18 protein-coding genes are annotated in these 18,845 nt (G+C 66.4%); 9 read left to right on the top strand and 9 right to left on the bottom strand.

Annotated elements, in window-relative coordinates:
• The first annotated feature begins 27 nt into the window (after positions 1-27).
• A complete protein-coding gene (locus ACQR13_RS15865; protein ID WP_315826770.1) occupies positions 28-1,281 on the top strand; it encodes a TCR/Tet family MFS transporter in 1,254 nt (417 codons plus the stop codon).
• Positions 1,282-1,418: 137 nt separating this feature from the next.
• Positions 1,419-2,639: a PLP-dependent aminotransferase family protein gene (locus ACQR13_RS15860; protein WP_315749917.1), complete on the top strand. Its 1,221-nt coding sequence runs from the start codon at positions 1,419-1,421 to the stop codon at positions 2,637-2,639.
• A 76-nt stretch (positions 2,640-2,715) separates the two neighbouring features.
• On the opposite strand, the gene ACQR13_RS15855 is transcribed toward ACQR13_RS15860, so the two are convergent.
• The 3 genes from ACQR13_RS15855 to ACQR13_RS15845 all read right to left on the bottom strand — a co-directional run bounded on the left by ACQR13_RS15855 (position 2,716) and on the right by ACQR13_RS15845 (position 5,966).
• Positions 2,716-3,942, bottom strand: a complete 1,227-nt coding sequence (locus ACQR13_RS15855; protein WP_315712474.1) for an ABC transporter substrate-binding protein — start codon at positions 3,940-3,942, stop codon at positions 2,716-2,718.
• 144 nt (positions 3,943-4,086) lie between these two features.
• Positions 4,087-5,226: a hypothetical protein gene (locus tag ACQR13_RS15850; protein WP_315749919.1), complete on the bottom strand. Its 1,140-nt coding sequence runs from the start codon at positions 5,224-5,226 to the stop codon at positions 4,087-4,089.
• A gap of 101 nt (positions 5,227-5,327) precedes the next feature.
• Positions 5,328-5,966 (bottom strand): TetR/AcrR family transcriptional regulator, encoded by a 639-nt coding sequence (locus ACQR13_RS15845; protein ID WP_316164683.1) that lies wholly within the window; start codon positions 5,964-5,966, stop codon positions 5,328-5,330.
• A gap of 203 nt (positions 5,967-6,169) precedes the next feature.
• Between ACQR13_RS15845 and ACQR13_RS15840 the strand changes: the two genes are divergently transcribed.
• The 5 genes from ACQR13_RS15840 to ACQR13_RS15820 all read left to right on the top strand — a co-directional run bounded on the left by ACQR13_RS15840 (position 6,170) and on the right by ACQR13_RS15820 (position 10,070).
• Positions 6,170-7,045, top strand: a complete 876-nt coding sequence (locus ACQR13_RS15840) for a DUF3313 family protein (RefSeq protein WP_434844380.1) — start codon at positions 6,170-6,172, stop codon at positions 7,043-7,045.
• Entirely contained in the window at positions 7,042-8,283 is a 1,242-nt protein-coding gene (locus tag ACQR13_RS15835; protein WP_315712470.1) for a patatin-like phospholipase family protein, read from the top strand. Before ACQR13_RS15840 ends, ACQR13_RS15835 begins: the two co-directional genes overlap by 4 nt.
• 23 nt (positions 8,284-8,306) lie before the next feature.
• Complete coding sequence (locus ACQR13_RS15830; protein WP_315749924.1) at positions 8,307-8,603, top strand: hypothetical protein; 297 nt, start codon at positions 8,307-8,309, stop codon at positions 8,601-8,603.
• 159 nt (positions 8,604-8,762) lie between these two features.
• Positions 8,763-9,656: a VOC family protein gene (locus ACQR13_RS15825; RefSeq protein ID WP_316192654.1), complete on the top strand. Its 894-nt coding sequence runs from the start codon at positions 8,763-8,765 to the stop codon at positions 9,654-9,656.
• Positions 9,657-9,680: 24 nt separating this feature from the next.
• Positions 9,681-10,070, top strand: coding sequence for a 4Fe-4S binding protein (locus ACQR13_RS15820; RefSeq protein ID WP_316192653.1), 390 nt, complete (start codon positions 9,681-9,683; stop codon positions 10,068-10,070).
• A gap of 42 nt (positions 10,071-10,112) precedes the next feature.
• Here ACQR13_RS15820 and ACQR13_RS15815 read toward each other — a convergent pair whose 3' ends face one another.
• From ACQR13_RS15815 to ACQR13_RS15795, 5 genes are all read right to left on the bottom strand, one after another.
• Positions 10,113-10,856 carry an SDR family NAD(P)-dependent oxidoreductase gene (locus ACQR13_RS15815; RefSeq protein ID WP_315750040.1) on the bottom strand — a complete coding sequence of 248 codons (744 nt, stop codon included), beginning with the start codon at positions 10,854-10,856 and terminating at the stop codon, positions 10,113-10,115.
• Between the two features lie 282 nt (positions 10,857-11,138).
• Complete coding sequence (gene purF / locus ACQR13_RS15810) at positions 11,139-12,671, bottom strand: amidophosphoribosyltransferase (protein ID WP_315712462.1); 1,533 nt, start codon at positions 12,669-12,671, stop codon at positions 11,139-11,141.
• Between the two features lie 23 nt (positions 12,672-12,694).
• Positions 12,695-13,321, bottom strand: coding sequence for a CvpA family protein (locus tag ACQR13_RS15805; RefSeq protein ID WP_315712460.1), 627 nt, complete (start codon positions 13,319-13,321; stop codon positions 12,695-12,697).
• 174 nt (positions 13,322-13,495) lie between these two features.
• Positions 13,496-14,986 (bottom strand): DNA repair protein RadA, encoded by a 1,491-nt coding sequence (gene radA / locus ACQR13_RS15800; protein WP_315749927.1) that lies wholly within the window; start codon positions 14,984-14,986, stop codon positions 13,496-13,498.
• Between the two features lie 19 nt (positions 14,987-15,005).
• The gene (locus ACQR13_RS15795) at positions 15,006-15,731 is read right to left on the bottom strand and encodes a sulfite exporter TauE/SafE family protein (RefSeq protein ID WP_315712457.1); all 726 of its coding nucleotides are present in this window, start codon (positions 15,729-15,731) and stop codon (positions 15,006-15,008) included.
• A 270-nt stretch (positions 15,732-16,001) separates the two neighbouring features.
• Between ACQR13_RS15795 and ACQR13_RS15790 the strand changes: the two genes are divergently transcribed.
• The gene (locus ACQR13_RS15790) at positions 16,002-16,289 is read left to right on the top strand and encodes a hypothetical protein (protein ID WP_409998620.1); all 288 of its coding nucleotides are present in this window, start codon (positions 16,002-16,004) and stop codon (positions 16,287-16,289) included.
• A gap of 199 nt (positions 16,290-16,488) precedes the next feature.
• Positions 16,489-17,307 (top strand): LssY C-terminal domain-containing protein, encoded by an 819-nt coding sequence (locus ACQR13_RS15785; RefSeq protein ID WP_315749930.1) that lies wholly within the window; start codon positions 16,489-16,491, stop codon positions 17,305-17,307.
• Between the two features lie 14 nt (positions 17,308-17,321).
• Here the strand turns inward: ACQR13_RS15785 and ACQR13_RS15780 are convergent, their stop codons facing one another.
• Positions 17,322-18,827: an MFS transporter gene (locus ACQR13_RS15780; protein WP_315749931.1), complete on the bottom strand. Its 1,506-nt coding sequence runs from the start codon at positions 18,825-18,827 to the stop codon at positions 17,322-17,324.
• Positions 18,828-18,845: the final 18 nt, after the last annotated feature.

Raw genomic sequence — 18,845 nt, 5'->3', positions numbered from 1 at the left:
AGTTGCGGTAGCGGAAGCGGTCCGGCCATGGAAGCAAGTCCGCCGAGCGTCGCGACCGAAAATGCGCCGGCCCCGCGCCGCGGCGCGGTCGCCTTCATCTTCGTCACCATCCTGCTCGACATGCTCGCGCTCGGGCTGATCATGCCGATCCTGCCGAAGCTGATCGAGAGCTTCGTCGGCAACGACACCGCGCGGGCGGCCCGCATCTTCGGCCTGTTCGGCACCGCCTGGGCGCTGATGCAGTTCGTGTTCTCGCCGGTGCTCGGCAGCCTGTCCGATCGCTTCGGCCGACGACCGGTGATCCTGCTGTCGAACTTCGGCCTCGCCGCCGACTACGTGCTGATGGCGCTGGCGCCGTCGCTCGCCTGGCTGTTCGTTGGGCGCCTGGTCTCCGGCGTCACCTCGGCCAGCATCTCCACCGCCTTTGCCTACATCGCCGATCTGACGCCGCCGGATCGGCGGGCCGCGATCTTCGGCCGCATCGGCGCAGCGTTCGGTGCGGGGTTCGTGCTCGGTCCCGCCACCGGCGGACTGTTGGGTGACATCGATCCGCGGCTGCCGTTCTGGGCGGCTGCGGGGCTCAGCTTCGCCAACGCGCTCTATGGCTTCCTGGTGCTGCCGGAGTCGCTGAAGCCGGAACGGCGCAGTCCATTCCGGTGGCGGACGGCGAACCCGCTCGGTGCGCTGCGGCTGCTGGCATCGGACCGCATCCTGGCGGGGCTGTCGACCGTGAACTTCATCACCCAGCTTGCCCATGTCGTGCTGCCGTCGACCTTCGTGCTGTATGCGACCTACCGCTACGGCTGGGACACCCGCACCGTCGGCCTCACATTGGCGATGGTCGGCGTCTGCGCGATGATCGTGCAGGGCGGCGCGGTCGGGCTGATCGTCCGCCTGTTCGGCGAGCGCGGCGCGTTGATGCTCGGCCTGTCGGCGGGCATGGTCGGCTTCTTCATTTTCGGCGTGGCGCCGACGGGACCGCTGAGCTGGCTCGGCATCCCCGTGATGGCGCTATGGGGCGTGTCGGGCGCGGCCATGCAGGCTTTGATGACCCGCCTCGTCCCACCGGACAAGCAGGGCCAGCTACAGGGCGCAACGTCGAGCGTGCAGAGCGTGGCCCAGCTCGCGGGTCCCTTCCTGTTCACGCTGACCTTTGCCTATTTCATCGGAGCGGCCGCGCCGGCGCATCTGCCCGGCGCGCCGTTCCTGCTGGCGTCGGCGTTGCTGATCGTCGCTCTCCTGATTGCGGTGCGGACGCTGTCCTCGACAAAGAACAGCTAGACTAGCGCGCCGGCCTGAAGGTTCTCATCCGCTGACCCCACCGATGAAGCTCTCGCGCTCTCGCGCGGACGGGGATTGCACACGCTTCATAATAGGTCAATAATGCTGACATAAATATCCGGATCAGGGGAGGAATATTGGTGAGCTGGAAGCCCGTCTACGCGCGCCGCGCGGATCGCATGAAGGCATCGGAGATTCGCGAGCTGCTCAAGGTGCTGGAGCGGCCCGGCATGATTTCGTTCGCCGGCGGCATCCCCGATCCCGCGCTGTTTCCTGCAGCAGCGGCGGCGCAGGTCTATGCCGATGCGCTGGCATCGCCCAACGTGGCTTCCGCTGCTCTGCAATATGCCGTCAGCGAGGGCTACGGTCCGCTTCGCCAGTGGATCGCCGAGCACATGACCGCTCAGGGCATAGCGGCCTCGCCAGACAACATCCTCGTCACCGCGGGATCGCAACAGGCGCTCGATTTTCTCGGCAAGCTGCTGCTCACGCCCGCGGATACGGCGCTCGTCACCGTTCCCACCTATCTTGGCGCGCTGCAGGCCTTTTCGGCCTACGAGCCGCGTTACGATTCGATCGGTCCACGCGCTGCGAACCGCACCCCGGCCTCCTACGCGGACGAAGCCGCGAAAGAAGCTGCGGGGGCGCGCGTGAAGTTCGTCTATGTCGTGCCGGACTTTGCCAATCCGACCGGTGAGACGCTGTCGCGTTCGGCGCGCGCCGAAGTCCTGGATCTCGCCGGCGAGCTGGACGTGCCGGTGTTGGAGGACAGCGCCTATTCTGCCTTGCGTTTCGACGGCGACGAGATGCCGTCGCTGCAGTCGTTGGACGTCCGTCGCCGCGGCTCGCTCGATGCTTCCCGCGTCATCCATCTCGGAACGTTCTCGAAGACGGTCGCGCCGGGCCTGCGCATCGGCTGGGTTTGTGCCTCGCGCGCCATCATCAGCCGTCTCGTCCTCATCAAGCAGGCGAGCGACCTCAACGTGTCAGCGATCAATCAGATCGTGATGCACAGGCTCGTGAAAGACGGAGGGCATGCCGGGCTGATTGCACGGGCGCGCGCGCATTATCGGCTCAAGCGCGATGCGATGCTGAGGGCACTTGAGGCACAGATGCCGTCAGAAGCGAGGTGGACGCGGCCCGACGGCGGGTTCTTCGTCTGGCTCACCTTGCCGGACGGCGTGTCCGGTGCCGCCTTGCTCGACCGGGCCATGAATCAGGCCCAGGTGGCGTTCGTTCCCGGGGCAGCTTTCTTCCACGACGGCAGCGGCACCAACACGATCCGCCTGTCTTATTCGCTGCCCGAGGAGGCCGTGATCGAGGAAGGCATCGGCCGCCTCGCGAGCCTGCTGCGCTGACGATGACGTGATTCTGCGCAGCGGCACTGGCGGGACGCGATGCTAATCCACCGCATCCCGCATCGGAGCTATCGGCTTACTTCTTCACCAGCGGACAGTCGCTGGCCTCGAGCGGCTTGGCGGCATCCTCAGGCGCGATCTTGGCGATCAGCTTGTAGTAGTCCCACGGGTATTTGGACTCTTCGGGCTTCTTGACCTCGAACAGATAGGCCGGGATCAGGCGGCGTCCGTCGGCGCGCAGCGGGCCCTTGCCGAACAGCGGATCGTCGGTCGGGATCTCCTTCATCTTGGCCACGACCTTGGCGCCGTCATGCGGATTGCCGCCGAGCGCTTCCAGCGTCTTGAGGTAATGCAGCGTGCCGGCATAGTTGCCCGCCACCGTCATCGACGGCATCGTGCCCTTCGGCGACAGCTTCTGGAAACGCTTGGACCATTCGCGGGTCTGGTCGTTCAGATCCCAGTAGAACGACTCGGTGAAGGTCAGGCCCTGCGCCACCTTCAGCCCCAGCGCATGCACGTCGTTGACGAACAGCAGGAGTGCGGCGAGCTTCTGGCCGCCCTGGACGATGCCGAATTCCGAGGCCTGCTTGATCGAGTTGGTGGTGTCGCCGCCGGCATTGGCAAGCCCGATGACCTTCGCCTTCGACGACTGCGCCTGCAGCAGGAAGGACGAGAAGTCGGCGGTGTTGAGCGGGTGCTTCACCGAGCCCAGCACCTTGCCGCCGCTGCTGGTCACCACGGCCGAGGTGTCGCGCTCGAGTGCGTGACCGAAGGCATAGTCGGCGGTCAGGAAGAACCAAGTGTCGCCGCCGGCCTTGGTCAGCGCCTTGCCGGTGCCGTTCGCGAGCATGTAGGTGTCGTAGGTGAAGGAGATGGTGTTTGCGTTGCACGCTTTGCCAGTCAGGTCCGCCGTGGCGGCACCGGAGTTCAACAGGATCGAGTTCTTTTCCTTGACCAGGTTGGAGACGGCCAGCGCCACGCCCGAGTTCGGCGTGTCCATGATCACGTCGACCTTCTGCGTGTCGATCCACTGCCGGCCGATATTGACGCCGACGTCGGGCTTGTTCTGGTGGTCGCCGCTGATGACCTCGATGGTCCAGCCCTTGGCCTTCAGGCCGGAATCCTCGACCGCCATGTTGACGGCTGCGACCGAGTTGGGACCGCCGATGTCGGCGTAGAGGCTGGACATGTCGTTGAGCACGCCGATCTTGACGACCTTGTCGTCGGCGAAGGCGGAGCCGGCAAAGCTGAGCGTGGTGGCGGCAAGCAGCGCAGCCATCCGCCGCGCATGAGACGTCGTCATCAAAGTCCTCCCTGGTGTCGTGCCACGGCGGGGCTTCTTGGGCGCCCTTTGCCGTCGGTCTCCCTGGATAGCCGGTCTTGTGAGTTGCGGCAATGCGCCAAAAGGCGCGAGACGCGCCCAAGGTTTGTGCGTTTCGCTTGAGCGTTAACGCAGGGCGTCCGAGGTCAGCCGGAATTTCTGGATGCGCTTACCGGTGTCGACCTCGGCGGTATAAACGTTGCCCTGCCGGTCGACAGCCATCGCGTGCACCCAATGGAATTGGCCGGCATTGCGGCCATTGTGGCCGAAGCTGCCGACCACGCTGCCGTCATCCCGCCTGATGATGCGGATCTCGTTGTTCTCGCCATCGGCAGACAGCAGGTAGGTCTGCTTCGGATCCGGCCAGATCGCGATGTCCCACACCGCGCCATTGCCGAGCGTGTTCTTTTCGAAGAACCATTCGGTCACGAATGTCCCGTCCTTCCTGAACACCTGGATGCGGTCGTTGATGCGGTCGCAGACATAGACGAGACCATCGTCGGCGATCTTCACGCAGTGCACGGGATTGCCGAACTGCTGGGCGACCGGTGCCTTGGGATCATACGGCGGCTGCTTGGCATCGTCAGGGAGATGGCCATAGGCGCCCCAATGCCGCTTGTAGGCGAGGGTGGTGGCATCGAACACGATGACGCGGCGGTTGCCGTAGCCGTCGGCGACGTAGATCTCGTTCGCCTCCTTGTCGATCGCTGTCTCCGCGGGCTTGCCGAGCTGGGTGGTGTCGTTGGAGCCCTTGCTCGGCGCCATCGTTCCGATCTGAGCGACGAACTTGCCATCGAGCGTGAACTTCAGGATGGCGTTGTCATTGTCGGCATTGCCGCCGATCCAGACGAAGCCGCGTTCGTCGACCTCGATGCCATGCTCGCGGCCGACCCATTCATAGCCCGGGCCCGGGCCGCCCCAGGCGCGCAAGAGATTGCCGTCGGTATCGAATTCGAGCACCGGGGGCGCCGGCATGCAGCATTTCGATCGCGGCGGATTGAGCGTGGCGCCTTTCTCGTCGTCGGTCAGCGAGCGCGGCCGGTGAATGATCCAGATGTGGCCCTGGTGATCAACCGTAATGCCGCCGACCTGGCCGAGGATCCAGTTGTTGGGGAGCTGCTTCGGCCAGGACGGCTCGACGGCGAACGCGGGCACCTCTGCTGCGGCGCTGGTGCTGCGAGAGAAGAGGACGTTGCCGGCCGCAACGGCGAACAGCAGAATGACCAGGGCAGGCCTTGTCGCGCGTCCGCGTCGTGCTCGCGTCATGCCGTCCTCCCCGATATGTGCTGCGGTCATCCGCTTATGAGCGCAGTCAATCGCGGGCATGGCGGAGTGTCAATCGCGCGGGGGGACGCCGATCGGCAGGCTCAGACCGGCGCCTGCTCCACCGCTTCCTTTTTCGACGGCGTCCGCAACGTGGGCGGCCGCAGAAAGCGCGTCAGCATGAGCCGTAGATGCTCACTGCTCTTCTTGATGTCGACGTTCGGATTGCGGATCGGCAGCGCGCGTGCGCCGTCGACGATCACGAACAGGATGTTCGCGGTCGCCTCCGGATCGAGGCCGGGATCGACCTCGCCGCGGCCCTGTGCCTTGGTGAGGAAGTCGACCAGCAGCGCCCGCATCGCGCGCGCATGGGCGTGGACGATGGCTGCAAAGTCGGCATTGCGGCAGGCCTCAGCCAAAGCCTCGGCGCTGAGGACCTGGGCCTGCGGCTGGTGAATGCTGGTGCTCTCGAGCTCCTGCACCAGGGCGTCGATCACGTCGGGCGAGGCCAGGATTGCCTGGAGGCGCGATGCAGCGTGGCTCAGATTCTGCTCGACCAGCGCCTGGATCATCGCCTCCTTGCTGGGGAAGTAATGGTAGAGGTGGCCCGGGCTGATCTTGGCGGCGGCGCAGATGTCGGTGGTGCTGGCGCCGTGAAATCCGTTCCTGACGAAGCACGACAGGGCGGCCTGGAGAATCTCCCGGCGCTTCTGCTCGTGCTTGACCGGATCGACCTTTCTCATCGCGTGTCCTGCCGGGCCAACTCTCGCCACATTCGTCGTTTCCGCCAACTGCTTGTAATATAAAATAATATTTCTCGCCGCTCTAATCTAGAGAATTTGATCTAGTTTAGTTGGACAAGCGCTACGGCTTGTGAGACTTAATTAGAGTGAGTTGTCTATCAATGGGTCTGGCCGTTTCGATGCGTCTCGCTCCGCTGAAGTCGATGACCCTGGTTTCCCTGGCGCTGGCAACGGCCGGCTGCGCCACCGCCCCGCTCGAGCGGGCCGGCTCGCTCAAGAACTACGATCATCTCGCCGACGCCAACGGCCTGGTGACGCGCGCGCAGATCAAGGCCAACAAGAAGGAGCTGCTCGAGGCCAAGACGATCCGGATCGAGCCGACCGCGTTTCCGCCGCGTCCCGACATCGCCCTCGACGAGAGCGAGCGCAAGCTGGTGGCCAACGTCATCAGCCGGGAAATGTGCCTGCGGCTGAGCGAGCGATTCCAGATCGTCGGCCCCCGCGAGGAGGCCGATCTGACGGTCAAGGCGACCGTCACCCATGCCACGGCGACCAACGCGACCGCCTCGGCCGCCTCGCAGGCGGCGTCCATCGCCAAGAGCGTTGCGCTGCCGGGCGTCCCGGTGCCGGTGCCCCGACTGCCCGTCGGGCTCGGCACGCTGTCCGTCGAGGCCGAGGCGCGCGACTTCGCAGGGTTCCAGAAGGCCGCAATGGTGTGGGCGCGCGGCGCCAACTCGGTCTCGACTGCCCGCATGGCCAATGACGGCGACGCCTACGACCTCGCTTCCGAGTTCGGCGCCGACTTCGCGAAGCTGGTGTCGACCGGCGAGTCGCCGTTCTCAGGCGTCCCGTCGCTGGCCTCGCTGCCTTCGGTGTCGAGCGTGCCGGCCAAGCTCGGCGCCGCTCCCAAATATGCCGCATGTGAGCAGTACGGACGTTTCCCCGGCCTGAAGGGCTTCGTCGGTGCCGGTCTGGGTCTGCCGCCGGGCTGGACCGACAAGGGCGCCGAGGAAGCCAGGCCGGACGCGCCGCAGCCGTCGCCGGAGATCGCAAGCGTGGAGCAGCAAGCGTCGCGATGAAGTCCGCCGCCTCCTTCCGCGTGCTTGTCCCGCGTGTCCTGCTCGCGTGCGCCGCGTCGCTGCTGCTGGCGGCGTGCGCAGCCGTCATGCCACGCAACGCGTTGCCGGAGGCGGCGGCTGTCAGCGCCGACCCGGTCGGCTTCCGCAACGTCCGCTACTGGGGTGACGAGCCGGCGCCGCGCTTTGCCGAGGCCGCGATGTCACGCGCGTCGGCCGAACTCCCGATCTCGCGTCCGCTGAATTTCCTCGCGATCTCCGGTGGCGCCGAGAACGGCGCGTTCGGCGCCGGGCTGCTGGCCGGCTGGGGCGAGGCCGGCAACCGGCCGTCGTTCGACATGGTGACGGGCGTCAGCTCGGGCGCGCTGATCGCGCCGTTCGTCTTCCTGGGCCGCGAGCACGATGACAAGCTGCGCGAGATCTTCACCGCCTATGAGCGCAAGGACATCTTCACGGTCAACATTCCCGGCCTGCTGCAGGGCTCGGCGCTGGCCGACAACACGCCGCTGTCGCGGCTGATCGAGAAGTATGTCGATCGCGAGTTCCTGCGCGACGTCGCGCGCGAGAGCAGCAAGGGCCGGGTGCTTCTGGTCGGCACCACCAATCTCGATGCGCAGCGTCCGGTGCTGTGGGACATGGGCCGCATCGCCGCCGCCGATACGCCCGAGGCGATCGCGCTGTTCCGCCAGGTGCTGCTGGCGTCCGCGACCGTGCCGGGCGCCTTCGCTCCGGTTCGCATCAAGGTGCGGATCGGCGACAAGGACTACGACGAGCTCCATGTCGACGGCGGCGTGACGCGGCAGGTGTTCATCGGTCCGTCGGTGCTGCGCCTCGTCTCCGGCCGCGGCCCGCGCCGGAGCGTGAGCGGCGCGCATCTCTACGTCATCCGCAACGCCCGCATCGATCCGCAATGGGACAGCGTCGGCGCCGACGTGCTCTCGGTGACGCAACGCTCGCTGTCGACCCTGATCAAGAACCAGGGCATCGGCGATATCTACCGCATCTACTCGGTGGCGAAGTTCAACGGCATCGACTTCAACCTCGCCAGCGTGCCGGCCGATTTCCAGGCCAAGGCCGACGGTCCGTTCGACCGCACCTACATGACCGCGCTGTTCGATCGCGGCCACGACATGGGACGGCGGGGCTATCCCTGGGTGAAGAGCCTGCCGGGGCTGCAGTCCAACGAGCACGGCATCACGGCGCAGATCCCGGCGCGCACGATGGCGGCGGCCGCGCGATGATCTGGCGAATCTGCAGGTCTGTCGTGAGCTCCGCTGCGCGCGCCGTGCTGCTGATACCATTGCTGCTCGGCGGCTGCGCGACGTCGTCCACGCCGCCGCCCGACGCCACCACGCAGTTCCACAACACCTACAACTATCTCCCCGTCAACGACGTGCCGCATGACGACCAGCGTCCGGTGTTGTCGGTCGAGCAGCAGGAGAAGCTGCGTAAGGAGCTGATGGCGGTGCGCGATCGCCAGGCGCCGGCTGTGGCGAAGGCGGCTGCGGGCAAGTCGGCAGCCGCCAAACCCGCCGCGGCAGATCCTGCCGGACCGAGATAGGCGCCGGCCGCGGGCGGAGCGGCGCTGTCCGGCCCGGATCATTCACCCCGGAGAATGCGAGCCTCAACGGGGCGCCCGGCGATCAGGACGCGTCGGCCGTCTAACGTGGCCCCGCCGCATCGGGCGCGGCCGCAACGACGGACCAATCGGAGATCGCACATGGACCATCTGACCTTGCCGCGAACCGGCGCATCCAGCGAGATCGCGACCTTCGGGCCGGTGCATCTGGAGGTCACGCATCTCGAGCGCGCGATCGATTTCTGGTGCGAGACCGCAGGTCTGCGCCTGTGCAAGCGCAACGGCGCGGCCGAGCTCGGCACGGCGGGCGAGACGCTCGTGGTGCTGCATCCCGGTGCGAAACGCCCGGCGCTGCGCGGCTTCTCCGGCCTCTATCATCTCGCCATCCATGTGCCCGACCAGGCGGAATTCTCGCGGATGCTGCGCCGGCTGATCGCCAGCCGCACGCCGATCTCGCCGGTCGATCACGTGATGTCCAAGGCGATCTATCTCAACGATCCTGACGGGCTCGGCATCGAGTTCACGCTGGAGACGCCGGAGCGGTTCGGCGGCTACGGCACGTTCGAGACCGATTTCACCGTGTTCGATGCCGAAGGCCGGCCCTGCAGTGGCAGGAGCCCGCTCGACGTGCGCCATGAGCTGGCGCAGGCGAAAGGACCGCCGCTGTCGGCGCCGCTCGCCGACGCCGCGCGGATCGGCCATCTGCATCTGCACGTCCCGCGCATCGAGGCTGCGCGCACGTTCTACACGCGGCTTGGCTTCCTGCCCGGCGCATTCGCGCCACAGCTGGGGTTTGCCGATCTCGGCGCCGGCGGCGCCTACACCCACCGTATCGCACTGAACGTCTGGCAGGGGATCGATGCGCCGCCAGCACCCGCAGGCGTGGCGCGGCTGCGCGGCTTCTCGATCCGCTTCGACACCCGCGCGCGCCTCGACGCCGCGCTGCGCGGCCACGACGAGGTGATCGTGCGGGGCGATCAGTACGTGCTGCGCGATCCCGCCGGCACCACGCTGATGCTGACCGCCGAAGCCTGATTCATCCGCCCATGGAGCCGACACGTGACCGACCAGACCGAGCCGACACCACCGCTCTCGAAGCGCACCAAGGCTGCCAAGGTGCGCAAGGCCGCGCAGCATCCGAAACGTCCGGGCGCCGGCTGCAAGGCCGAGCCGGGCAGCTTCGTGCCGGTCGTCGACCGCAACCGATGCGAGGCCAAGGGCGACTGCGTCGAGGTGTGCCCCTACAACGTGTTCGACGTTGCGCCGATCAGCAACGACGATTTCCGCGCGCTGTCCTTCCTCGGCAGGATGCGTGTGCGCTTTCACGGCATGAAGACGGCCTACACGCCGAAGAGCTATCTCTGCCTTGCCTGCGGCCTGTGCGTGGTGGCTTGCCCGGAGCGCGCCATTGATCTCGTGGAGGTCGCGGCGGGTGACAGTGCGACGTAGGAATGGAGCCTGCGACCGACCTGGTGCCGTCGACGCGATAGTCTACGCCGGTGGCTGAAAGCTCTTCAGCGCGCGGGTCTTGTACTCGTAGAGCTTGCCGGTCTCTGTCCAGGACGGCAGGCACATCGGCACGATGAATTCGGCGACCTGCTCGGGTGTCTCGAGCGTCATCGGGTCTTCACCTGGGAACACCGTGGCGCGCATGCGGGTGCGGATCGGGCCCGGGCTGAACAGGTTGACGCGCAGCGGCGTGCGCTCGGTCTCGTGCGCCCACACCCGAGCCAGCGTTTCCAGCGCCGCCTTGGTGACGGCGTAGGGGCCGAGATAGGCCTGCGCCTTGTGAGCGGCGCCTGAGGTGAGGAACACCGCGCGGCCGGCGTCGGAGGCCTTCAGCAGCGGCTCCATGCAGCGGATCAGCTGGAAGTTGGCGGTGAGGTTGACCGCGACGACGTCGTTCCACGGCTTGAGGTCGATATGGCCGAGCGGTGAGGAGGGGCCGGGCACGGCGGCATTGCCGACGAGGATGTCGAGCTTGCCATGGCGCTCATGCAGCGCGGCGCCGAGCCGGGCGATGCCGTCGCTGTCGGTCATGCTGAGCGGCACCAGGGTGGCGCCGCTGCCGGTCTCTTTCCGGATCTCGTCGTCGAGCTCCTCCAGCCCGCCCTGGGTGCGGGCGACGGCGACGACATGCGCACCGGCGCGCGCGAGCGCGCGGGCGGTCGCATGGCCGATGCCGCGCGAGGCGCCGGTGACGAGGGCAATACGATTGGCGAGGGGAAGGGTCATCACGATCATCTCTCAGCCGTCGTCCCGGCGAACGCCGGGATCCATATTCCGCGGCGGTTATGATGGAGTTGGGTGGCTGTGGCTAGTCCTGCCCGACAAACGACGGCCGGTGGTCAGGGCCTCCGGCATGTGCCGGGACGACGGCCGATCGAACGCCGTCATTCCGGGGCGAGGCCGTTAGGCCTCGAACCCGGAATCTAGAGGTCAGGCGCACAAAACAATTTCGAGATTCCGGGTTCGATGCTGCGCATCACCCCGGAATGACACCATGTGGAAAGAGCCTCAGCTCGCCTCCGCCAGGAGCGACAATTGCTGCTGGGTCGGCTCGACCAGCGACTGGTCGGTGAGGTGGGTCGGATAGCTGCCGGTGAAGCAGTGGTCGGCGTATTTCGGCGCGGCGGGGTCGCGGGCCGGCTCGCCCATGGCGCGGTACATGCCGTCGATCGACAGGAACGCCAGCGAGTCGGCGCCGATCAGCTCGCGCATCTCCTCGAGCGAATGCGTCGCCGCCAGCAGGCCGCCGCGGTCCGGCAGGTCGATGCCGTAATAGTCGGGGTAGAGGATCGGCGGTGAGGCGAGGCGGAAATGCACCTCCGTGGCGCCGGCGTCGCGCATCATGCGCACGATCTTGCGCGAAGTGGTGCCGCGCACCAGCGAGTCGTCGATCAGGATGATGCGCTTGCCTTCGATCGCGGCGCGGTTGGCCGAGTGCTTCATGCGCACGCCGGATTCGCGGATCGCCTGCGTCGGCTGGATGAAGGTGCGGCCGACATAGTGATTGCGGATGATGCCGAGCTCGAACGGCACGCCCGAATGCTGGCTGTAGCCGATCGCCGCCGGCACGCCGGAATCGGGCACCGGCACGACGACGTCGACGTCGGGATGGCTCTCGCGCGCGAGCTGCGCGCCGAATGCCTTGCGGACCTCGTAGACCGAGCGGCCGCCGACCACTGAGTCGGGCCGGGCGAAGTAGATGTATTCGAAGACGCAGGGACGCGCCGGCTTCGGCGGGAACGGCTTGTGGCTGTGGGCGCCGTTTTCATCGAAGATCACGACCTCGCCCGGCTCGATGTCGCGGATGTAGCGCGCGCCGATCATGTCGAGCGCGCAGGTCTCCGAGGCCAGGATCGGGCAGCCCTCGAGCTCGCCATACACCAGCGGGCGGATGCCGAGGGGATCGCGGGCGCCGATCAGCTTCTTGTTGGTCATGCAGACCAGCGAGTAGGCGCCTTCGAGCGCGCGCAGCGCCTCGATGAAGCGGTCGATGAAATTGGTGCGGCGGGAATGCGCGACCAGATGCAGGATCACCTCGGTGTCGGTGGTCGACTGCATGATGGCGCCGGCGCGCACCAGCTCGCGGCGGAGCGTGAGCCCGTTGGTGAGGTTGCCGTTGTGGCCGACAGCGAAGCCGCCGGCATTGAGCTCGGCGAACAGCGGCTGCACGTTGCGCAGGATCGTGGCGCCGGTGGTCGCGTAGCGCACGTGACCGATCGCGGCATTGCCGGGCAGGCGCTCGATCACCTCGCGGCGGGAGAAGGTGTCGCCGACGAGGCCCAGGCGGCGCTCGCTGTGGAAGCGCGTGCCGTCATAGGAGACGATGCCGGCGGCTTCCTGGCCGCGATGCTGGAGCGCGTGCAGGCCGAGCGCGGTGATCGCGGCGGCATCATTGTGCCCATAAATGCCGAACACGCCGCACTCTTCGCGCAGCGTGTCTCCGTCAAGGTCTGGGTCTCTGAGGTAGGCTTGAGGTCCGAAGTCCAGATCCGCGTGAGTATCCGCTTGGGCTTCGCCGGAAGAATCGTGGTGCAGGTCCATCGCGCCTCTCTTCTGGGCTGAGCTCACTTGGCCGCGGGTTTCTCGATCAGCTTCTTCAAGCTGTCGCGGGCAGGCTTGCTATACCCATCGCCGCCCGCTCCGGGCGACTCGGTGTCAGTCTGGTCGTCGTCCGGCTTGTTCTTCTTGAATTTCTTTAAAATGGTGTTCTCAGGATCATCAGGCAAGAGCGACATCAGCCAATCCCCGGTTCCCTGCAGGACCACACGGGATTTGGCACCGGTGACCCAGTCCGGGCGCTGCTTGTCCGGCACCAGCCAGCTGAAGAACAGGAAGGCGACGACCACGATCAGCAGGCCGCGGCCCAGTCCGAACAGGAATCCGAGGGTGCGGTCGAGCGCGCCGATGCGCGAATCGAGAATCATGTCGGAGATTTTGACCGTGATCACCGAGACGATCAGCAGGGTGCCCACGAAAGTACCGGCGACGACGACCACGCTCGCGACGGTATCGTTGTTGAAATAGGTCTTGGCGGTCGGCAGCAGCTTGGAGAATGAATAAAGCGTGACCAGGGCGGCCGCGCCCCAGGCCGCGATCGACAGCACCTCGCGCATGAAGCCCCGGACCATCGCGAGCAGCCCCGACACCAGCATCACGCCGAGCAGGATGAGATCGAGGATCGTTATCGGCATCGGCTGCTCAGGTCCGCTTCACAGGTCCAAGGTTCGCTTCGAGTCGACGGAGGACCGCCCCTCCGGGAGGAGGACAGCGAGGTTCCCCGGCAAGTCCGGACGGCTGCACGATCCCGTGTGGGCGACCGGTTGCGGCGTTGTATAGCGGCGAGTCACGCGAACGTCACGGTCCGGCTAGCCGTCCTGGCGGCGGAATCTCGCCGGTGTGGCATTTTTTTCGGCATGGCTGGGGCTGCGGCGGCCCTGGTCGCCGTCTTCGCGGCTGCTGTCGTGTCGGGCACGAGGCGTGCCGCGCGCGGCGATGTCGGCCACCAGGCTGGTCAATCCGCCGACGGTATTGAGGCTGAGCCCGGCGTCGCCGCCGGCCTCGCCGCGGGCGCGCTCCGGCAGTACCACGCGGCCGAAGCCGAGCTTGGCAGCCTCCTTCAGCCGAGCCGAGGTCTGCGCCACCGGTCGGACCGCGCCCGACAGCGAGATTTCGCCGAAATAGACCGCATCGGGCGGCAGCGGAGCGTTGACCAGCGAGGAGACCAGAGCCGCGGCCGCGGCGAGATCCGCCGCAGGCTCGTTGATGCGCAGGCCGCCGGCGACGTTGAGATAGACGTCGTGGCCCGACAGCTTGACGCCGCAATGCGCCTCCAGCACGGCCAGCACCATCGACAGCCGGCTCGGATCCCAGCCGACCACGGCGCGGCGCGGCGTGCCGAGGGAGGTCGGCGCCACCAGGGCCTGGATTTCGACCAGCACGGGGCGCGTGCCCTCGATCCCGGCAAAGACCGCCGTGCCGGGGCTGCCGAGATCGCGCTCGGACAGGAACAGCTCGGAGGGGTTGGTGACCTCGCGCAGACCCAATCCGGTCATTTCGAACACGCCGATCTCGTCGGTCGGGCCGAACCGGTTCTTGACCGCGCGCAGGATGCGGAACTGCTGCGAGCCCTCGCCCTCGAACGACAGCACCGCGTCGACCATGTGCTCGACGACGCGGGGCCCGGCGATCTGGCCGTCCTTGGTGACGTGGCCGACCAGGATGATCGCGGCGCCGGATTTCTTGGCGAACCTGATCAGCTTCTGCGCCGAGGCGCGCACTTGCGTCACCGTGCCCGGCGCCGATTCGACGGTGTCGGTCCACATCGTCTGGATCGAATCGATCACGATCAGTCGCGGCACGCCGCCTTCGGACAGGGTCGCGATGATGTCCTCCACCGACGTCTCAGCCGCCAGTTGTACCGGCGCATCCGCAAGCCCGAGGCGCTCGGCGCGCAGCCGCACCTGGGCGACAGCTTCCTCGCCGGAAATGTAGACCGCGCGATGGCCGGCGCGCGCCAGCATCGAGGTCGCCTGGGTCAGCAACGTCGATTTGCCGATGCCGGGATCGCCGCCGACCAAGAGCACCGAGCCGCGGACGAAGCCGCCGCCGGTGACGCGGTCGAGCTCGGTCATGCCCGACGACAGCCGCGGCGCGTCGATGGTCTTGCCGGTCAGCGATTCCAACTGGAAGGTGCGGCCCTTGCGCTTGGAGCGCAGCGAGACCGGCGCGGAGGTCGCGCCCGTCGTGTCTTCCTCGGCCAGCGTGTTCCACTCGCCGCAGGCCTCGCACTTGCCCTGCCAGCGCGAATAGGCCGCGCCGCAGTTCTGGCAGACGAAGGAGAGCGTGGTCTTGGCCATGAGGTGAGAATCGGTGCGGTCAGGAGTGGGTGGCGTTCCATAACATACTTAGGCCCGCGGCCAGCATGATGCCATCCATCACCACGCGGAACACATCGGGCTTCATGTGCAGCACGAAGCGCTTGGCGACGAAGGCGCCAGCCATCAGCGAGCCGCCGGCGATCAGGCCCTTGAGCAGAATGTCCGGCGTCAGCGCGCCGAAACGCTGGAAGGTGATGGATTTCGAGACGTAGAGCCCGAGCGAGCTCGCGGCCTCGGTGGCGAGGAACGCGCCCTTCGACAGCCCGTAGAACAGGAACAGCGGCACGCTCAGCGGTCCGGTCGAGACCACGATGCCGGTGAGGAAACCGATGATCGCGCCGCCGAGCGCGAGATGCCAGAGGTTGGCCTTGAGGTCGTGCCGCGTCAGCCAATGCCGTACCGGCACCATCGCCATCAGGAACAGCCCGATCGTGATATCGACCGCCTGCGACGGCAGGATCAGCAAGGTGCGCGCGCCGAGTGCGGCGGCCGGAATGCCGGTGACCGAATAGGCCGCGCAGGCGCGCCAGTCGACCTCGCGCCACCACGCCAGGATGCGCGACAGGTTCGCCATGACCGCAGCGACCGCCATGATCGGCACGGCCTCCTTCGGGCCGTACTCGTAGGCCAGCACCGGCATCAGCATGATCGACGAGCCGGTGCCGACGATGCCGGACAAGGTACCGGCCACGAGGCCGACCGCGAGGACGAAGAGGAAGCCCAAGATTTTCGCGCCTTCGTGATGGCGGGCAAGATCTCTCTCCCGTCATTGCGAGCGAAGCGAATCAATCCAGAGTCGCGCGCATGACTCTGGATTGCTTCGCCGCTTCGCTCCTCGCAATGACGGATGAGAGAAGCAGGGCCCAGGTGGTTAACGGGTGGTTCGAGCCGACTCGAAATCGGCGATGATTGTGCGTCCGCATCATTAAAAGTTGAAGCGTATTCCTCGCACGTCCGCCGATGTTCTCGGACGATGACGATGAGCAAAACGCTAATGTCCTTGCAGATGCGGCCGTCCATGACGGCAACCGCCGAGGCGGAGTTCCCCTGGTTCGCGGCCGCGATGCTGGCCATGGAAGCCGGCGAGGTCATCCGGCTCCGGCTGGAAAAGTTCGCGCGCGGCGAAGCCGATGCGGGCGAGGAGGCGGAGCTGATGGTCAGCGAAAAGCTCGCCGCAGCCCTGGAGGCGACGGCGAAGCTGATGGCCGGCGCCAGCCCGGCGGCGGTCGTCGATCTCTATCGGGATTATGTCGCGGCCAACGCCGAGCGGCTGTCGGCGTAAGCCCCGCGCAGTCCGATTGCGTTGGACTGCGGATGTCGAGCAACGCAGACGAGCTGGTCGAAACGCCGCCGACCGGGCGGTTTCATGCGTCCAGGTGCGGTGTTGCCATCGCGATGAAGATCGGACACCTTCCCGAAAACACCGACTGCTGTTCACTTCCTTTCGCCGGACCGATCCAGTGCGACTGCTCATACGCCTCATGCAACGCGTGCTGGTCGCCGGGCTGGGGATCTTCACGGTCTGGCTGATCGTCTTCGTGGTGTTCGAGACCGCGAACCGCAGGCTGCCCTGGATTGTCGCAGTCGGCGTCAGCTACGCGTTCGCGGCCTATGTCGTTCTGCCACGCGTGATCCGGTTGAGTCTCAGGATTCTTCAGAAGCGGCGAGTGCCCAGCTACACGATCACGGGTGATGGATTGCCCGGCGACCCCGTCAATCTCGCCCTGGTCGGGACGCTCCAACAGCTTCGCGCAAGCTTTGCTGCGGTGGGGTGGTCTGAAGCGGACCGATTGGGCCTGACGAGCTCTTGGGCCATGATCCGCGCCTTCGTCCTCGATACGCCTTACCCCACCGCTCCGTTCAGCACGCTCTATCTGTTCGGACGCGGCCAGGATATCGGCTTTCAGAAAGCCATCGGCAACAGCCCGCGACAGCGCCATCACGTCAGGTTCTGGGCTGTTGGCCTGGCACACGCAGAGCAAACCTGGAATGCAGGCGATTTCTGGTCCAACGCCGATCGGCCGGCGGTCGATGAATCCGCTCTGTGGGTCGGAGCCGGCACGAAGGACACCGGCCTATCGTTCACTCGATTGACGTTTCAGGTCACGCACGCCACCGACCCGGATGTCAACGCCGAGCGGGACTACATCATGGCCGAACTGATCAGGACACGATCGATCGAGATCGTGGAGCTGTACAAAGCTGGTCAGAGCCTCCCTGAGCGGGTCAATCACTACGTGACGGACGGTGACATTGCGTTGGCGAGCATGTTGGTCTCCACCACGGACGACGGCACATGATTGCCGTCGTCTGTCTAATGGACATGCTGACGAGCCTCTTTCGATGTCGTTCGCTCTGCTCGGGGCCGGACCAGGAAGGCGGTGCCGAGCAGGACGACCATCGCAACGCAGACGACCGTCAGGAACGCCTGATCGAAGGCGCGGTGAGCGTGCGAGGTGACGATGGCAGCGAGTTCGGTTGGCAGCCGCTCGGCGGCGATCAGCGCCTCGTCGATGCTATCGCGCGCAACGGCGGGAATGCCGAGGCCGTCGGGCAGAACCATGAACGCCGTATAGACTCCGGACAGGATGCTGCCGAAAATGCTGATGCCGATCGTGCCGCCGAGCTCGAACGACACCTCCTCGATCGACGCGGCCATGCCTTCGCGGCCTTCAGGCGCGTGATTCATCACGGAGTTGGAGGCGGCGGCAATGGATGCTCCGAGCCCGAGCCCGTTGATCGCGATGCAGACCAATTGCAGGGCCAGATTGGCGTTGTAGCAGAGCAGGTAACCGGCCGCGCCGATGCCGGCGATCAACAGCGCGCCGGACATCGTGGTGGCGGCTCCCACGCGACGGAGCATGAGGCTCGCGAGCGGCCCGCCGATGAATGCACCGAGCGGGGCCGGCAGGATGTACAATGCCGCCTGCAGCGGCGAGTAGCCGAGGACGAGTTGCAGGCGCTGGCTGATCGCGAGCTCCGTCCCCGCAATGGCAAGCGAAGCCACGATCGCGGTGATCACGCTAAGCGTGAACTCGACGTTTCGGAACAGGGTGAAGTCGAGCAAAGGATCCTCGAGACGCAATTGACGGCGGACGAACACCGTCAACATGATGACCGTCGCGACAGCCGTGCCGGCAAGGACGACATAGGAAGACTGGCGACTGCCGAGCTCCTCGACGACGTAGGCGAAGCCGATCAGCCCGGCCATCACCTGCACTGAACCGAGGAGGTCCCAGTCGCGCTCAGCACGATCGGCCGGTGCAGGAATCAGCAGCAGGCCGGCGACCAGCGCCAGGACGACGAGCGGCACGTTGATCAGAAAGACCGAGCCCCACCAGAAATATTCCAGCAGGACACCGCCGACCAAGGGGCCGACTGCCGCCCCGCTGGACGCAACGGCTCCCCAGATCGCGATGGCGAGCGCCCGTTCGTGGTCATCGGAGAAGGTGATGCGAATGATCGACAGCGTCGCCGGCATCATCAGCGCGGCGCCGATCGCGAGCAGGACGCGTCCGCCAACCAGGATCGTGGCGGTCGGCGAATAGGCGGCGACGACCGAGGCCAGTCCGAAGACGATGAGGCCGGCGACGAATGTCCTCTTGTGCCCGACGCGATCGCCGAGCGAGCCGAAGCCTGGAAGCAGGCCGGCGACGACGAGCCCGTAGGCCATGACGATCCACAATTTCTCCGAGGCGGTTGCTCCGAGCTCATGGGTCAGGCTGGGCAGCGCGGTATAGAGCACCGTCATGTCGATGACGACGAGCGCCAGCGCGCTGGAGACGGTCAGGAGGATCAGCCAGCGATTACGTTTCGACATCGGCGAATCCGCCGGCGC

This window comes from Bradyrhizobium sp. HKCCYLRH3059, from assembly GCF_051168035.1.
In the GTDB taxonomy this organism is placed as follows: domain Bacteria; phylum Pseudomonadota; class Alphaproteobacteria; order Rhizobiales; family Xanthobacteraceae; genus Bradyrhizobium.
The sequence above is the reverse complement of the archived record's forward strand: the minus strand, read 5'-3'. Positions and strand labels throughout refer to the sequence as shown.

Bases quoted from the DNA above. Each gene is read 5' to 3' on its own strand.
- ACQR13_RS15865 (WP_315826770.1), top strand. From the start codon at position 28: ATGGAAGCAAGTCCGCCGAGCGTCGCGACCGAAAATGCGCCGGCCCCG.
- ACQR13_RS15855 (WP_315712474.1), bottom strand. From the start codon at position 3,942: ATGACGACGTCTCATGCGCGGCGGATGGCTGCGCTGCTTGCCGCCACC.
- ACQR13_RS15850 (WP_315749919.1), bottom strand. From the start codon at position 5,226: ATGACGCGAGCACGACGCGGACGCGCGACAAGGCCTGCCCTGGTCATT.
- ACQR13_RS15845 (WP_316164683.1), bottom strand. From the start codon at position 5,966: ATGAGAAAGGTCGATCCGGTCAAGCACGAGCAGAAGCGCCGGGAGATT.
- ACQR13_RS15840 (WP_434844380.1), top strand. From the start codon at position 6,170: ATGACCCTGGTTTCCCTGGCGCTGGCAACGGCCGGCTGCGCCACCGCC.
- ACQR13_RS15835 (WP_315712470.1), top strand. From the start codon at position 7,042: ATGAAGTCCGCCGCCTCCTTCCGCGTGCTTGTCCCGCGTGTCCTGCTC.
- ACQR13_RS15825 (WP_316192654.1), top strand. From the start codon at position 8,763: ATGGACCATCTGACCTTGCCGCGAACCGGCGCATCCAGCGAGATCGCG.
- ACQR13_RS15815 (WP_315750040.1), bottom strand. From the start codon at position 10,856: ATGACCCTTCCCCTCGCCAATCGTATTGCCCTCGTCACCGGCGCCTCG.
- purF (WP_315712462.1), bottom strand. From the start codon at position 12,671: ATGGACCTGCACCACGATTCTTCCGGCGAAGCCCAAGCGGATACTCAC.
- ACQR13_RS15805 (WP_315712460.1), bottom strand. From the start codon at position 13,321: ATGCCGATAACGATCCTCGATCTCATCCTGCTCGGCGTGATGCTGGTG.
- radA (WP_315749927.1), bottom strand. From the start codon at position 14,986: ATGGCCAAGACCACGCTCTCCTTCGTCTGCCAGAACTGCGGCGCGGCC.
- ACQR13_RS15790 (WP_409998620.1), top strand. From the start codon at position 16,002: ATGTCCTTGCAGATGCGGCCGTCCATGACGGCAACCGCCGAGGCGGAG.
- ACQR13_RS15785 (WP_315749930.1), top strand. From the start codon at position 16,489: ATGCAACGCGTGCTGGTCGCCGGGCTGGGGATCTTCACGGTCTGGCTG.
- ACQR13_RS15780 (WP_315749931.1), bottom strand. From the start codon at position 18,827: ATGTCGAAACGTAATCGCTGGCTGATCCTCCTGACCGTCTCCAGCGCG.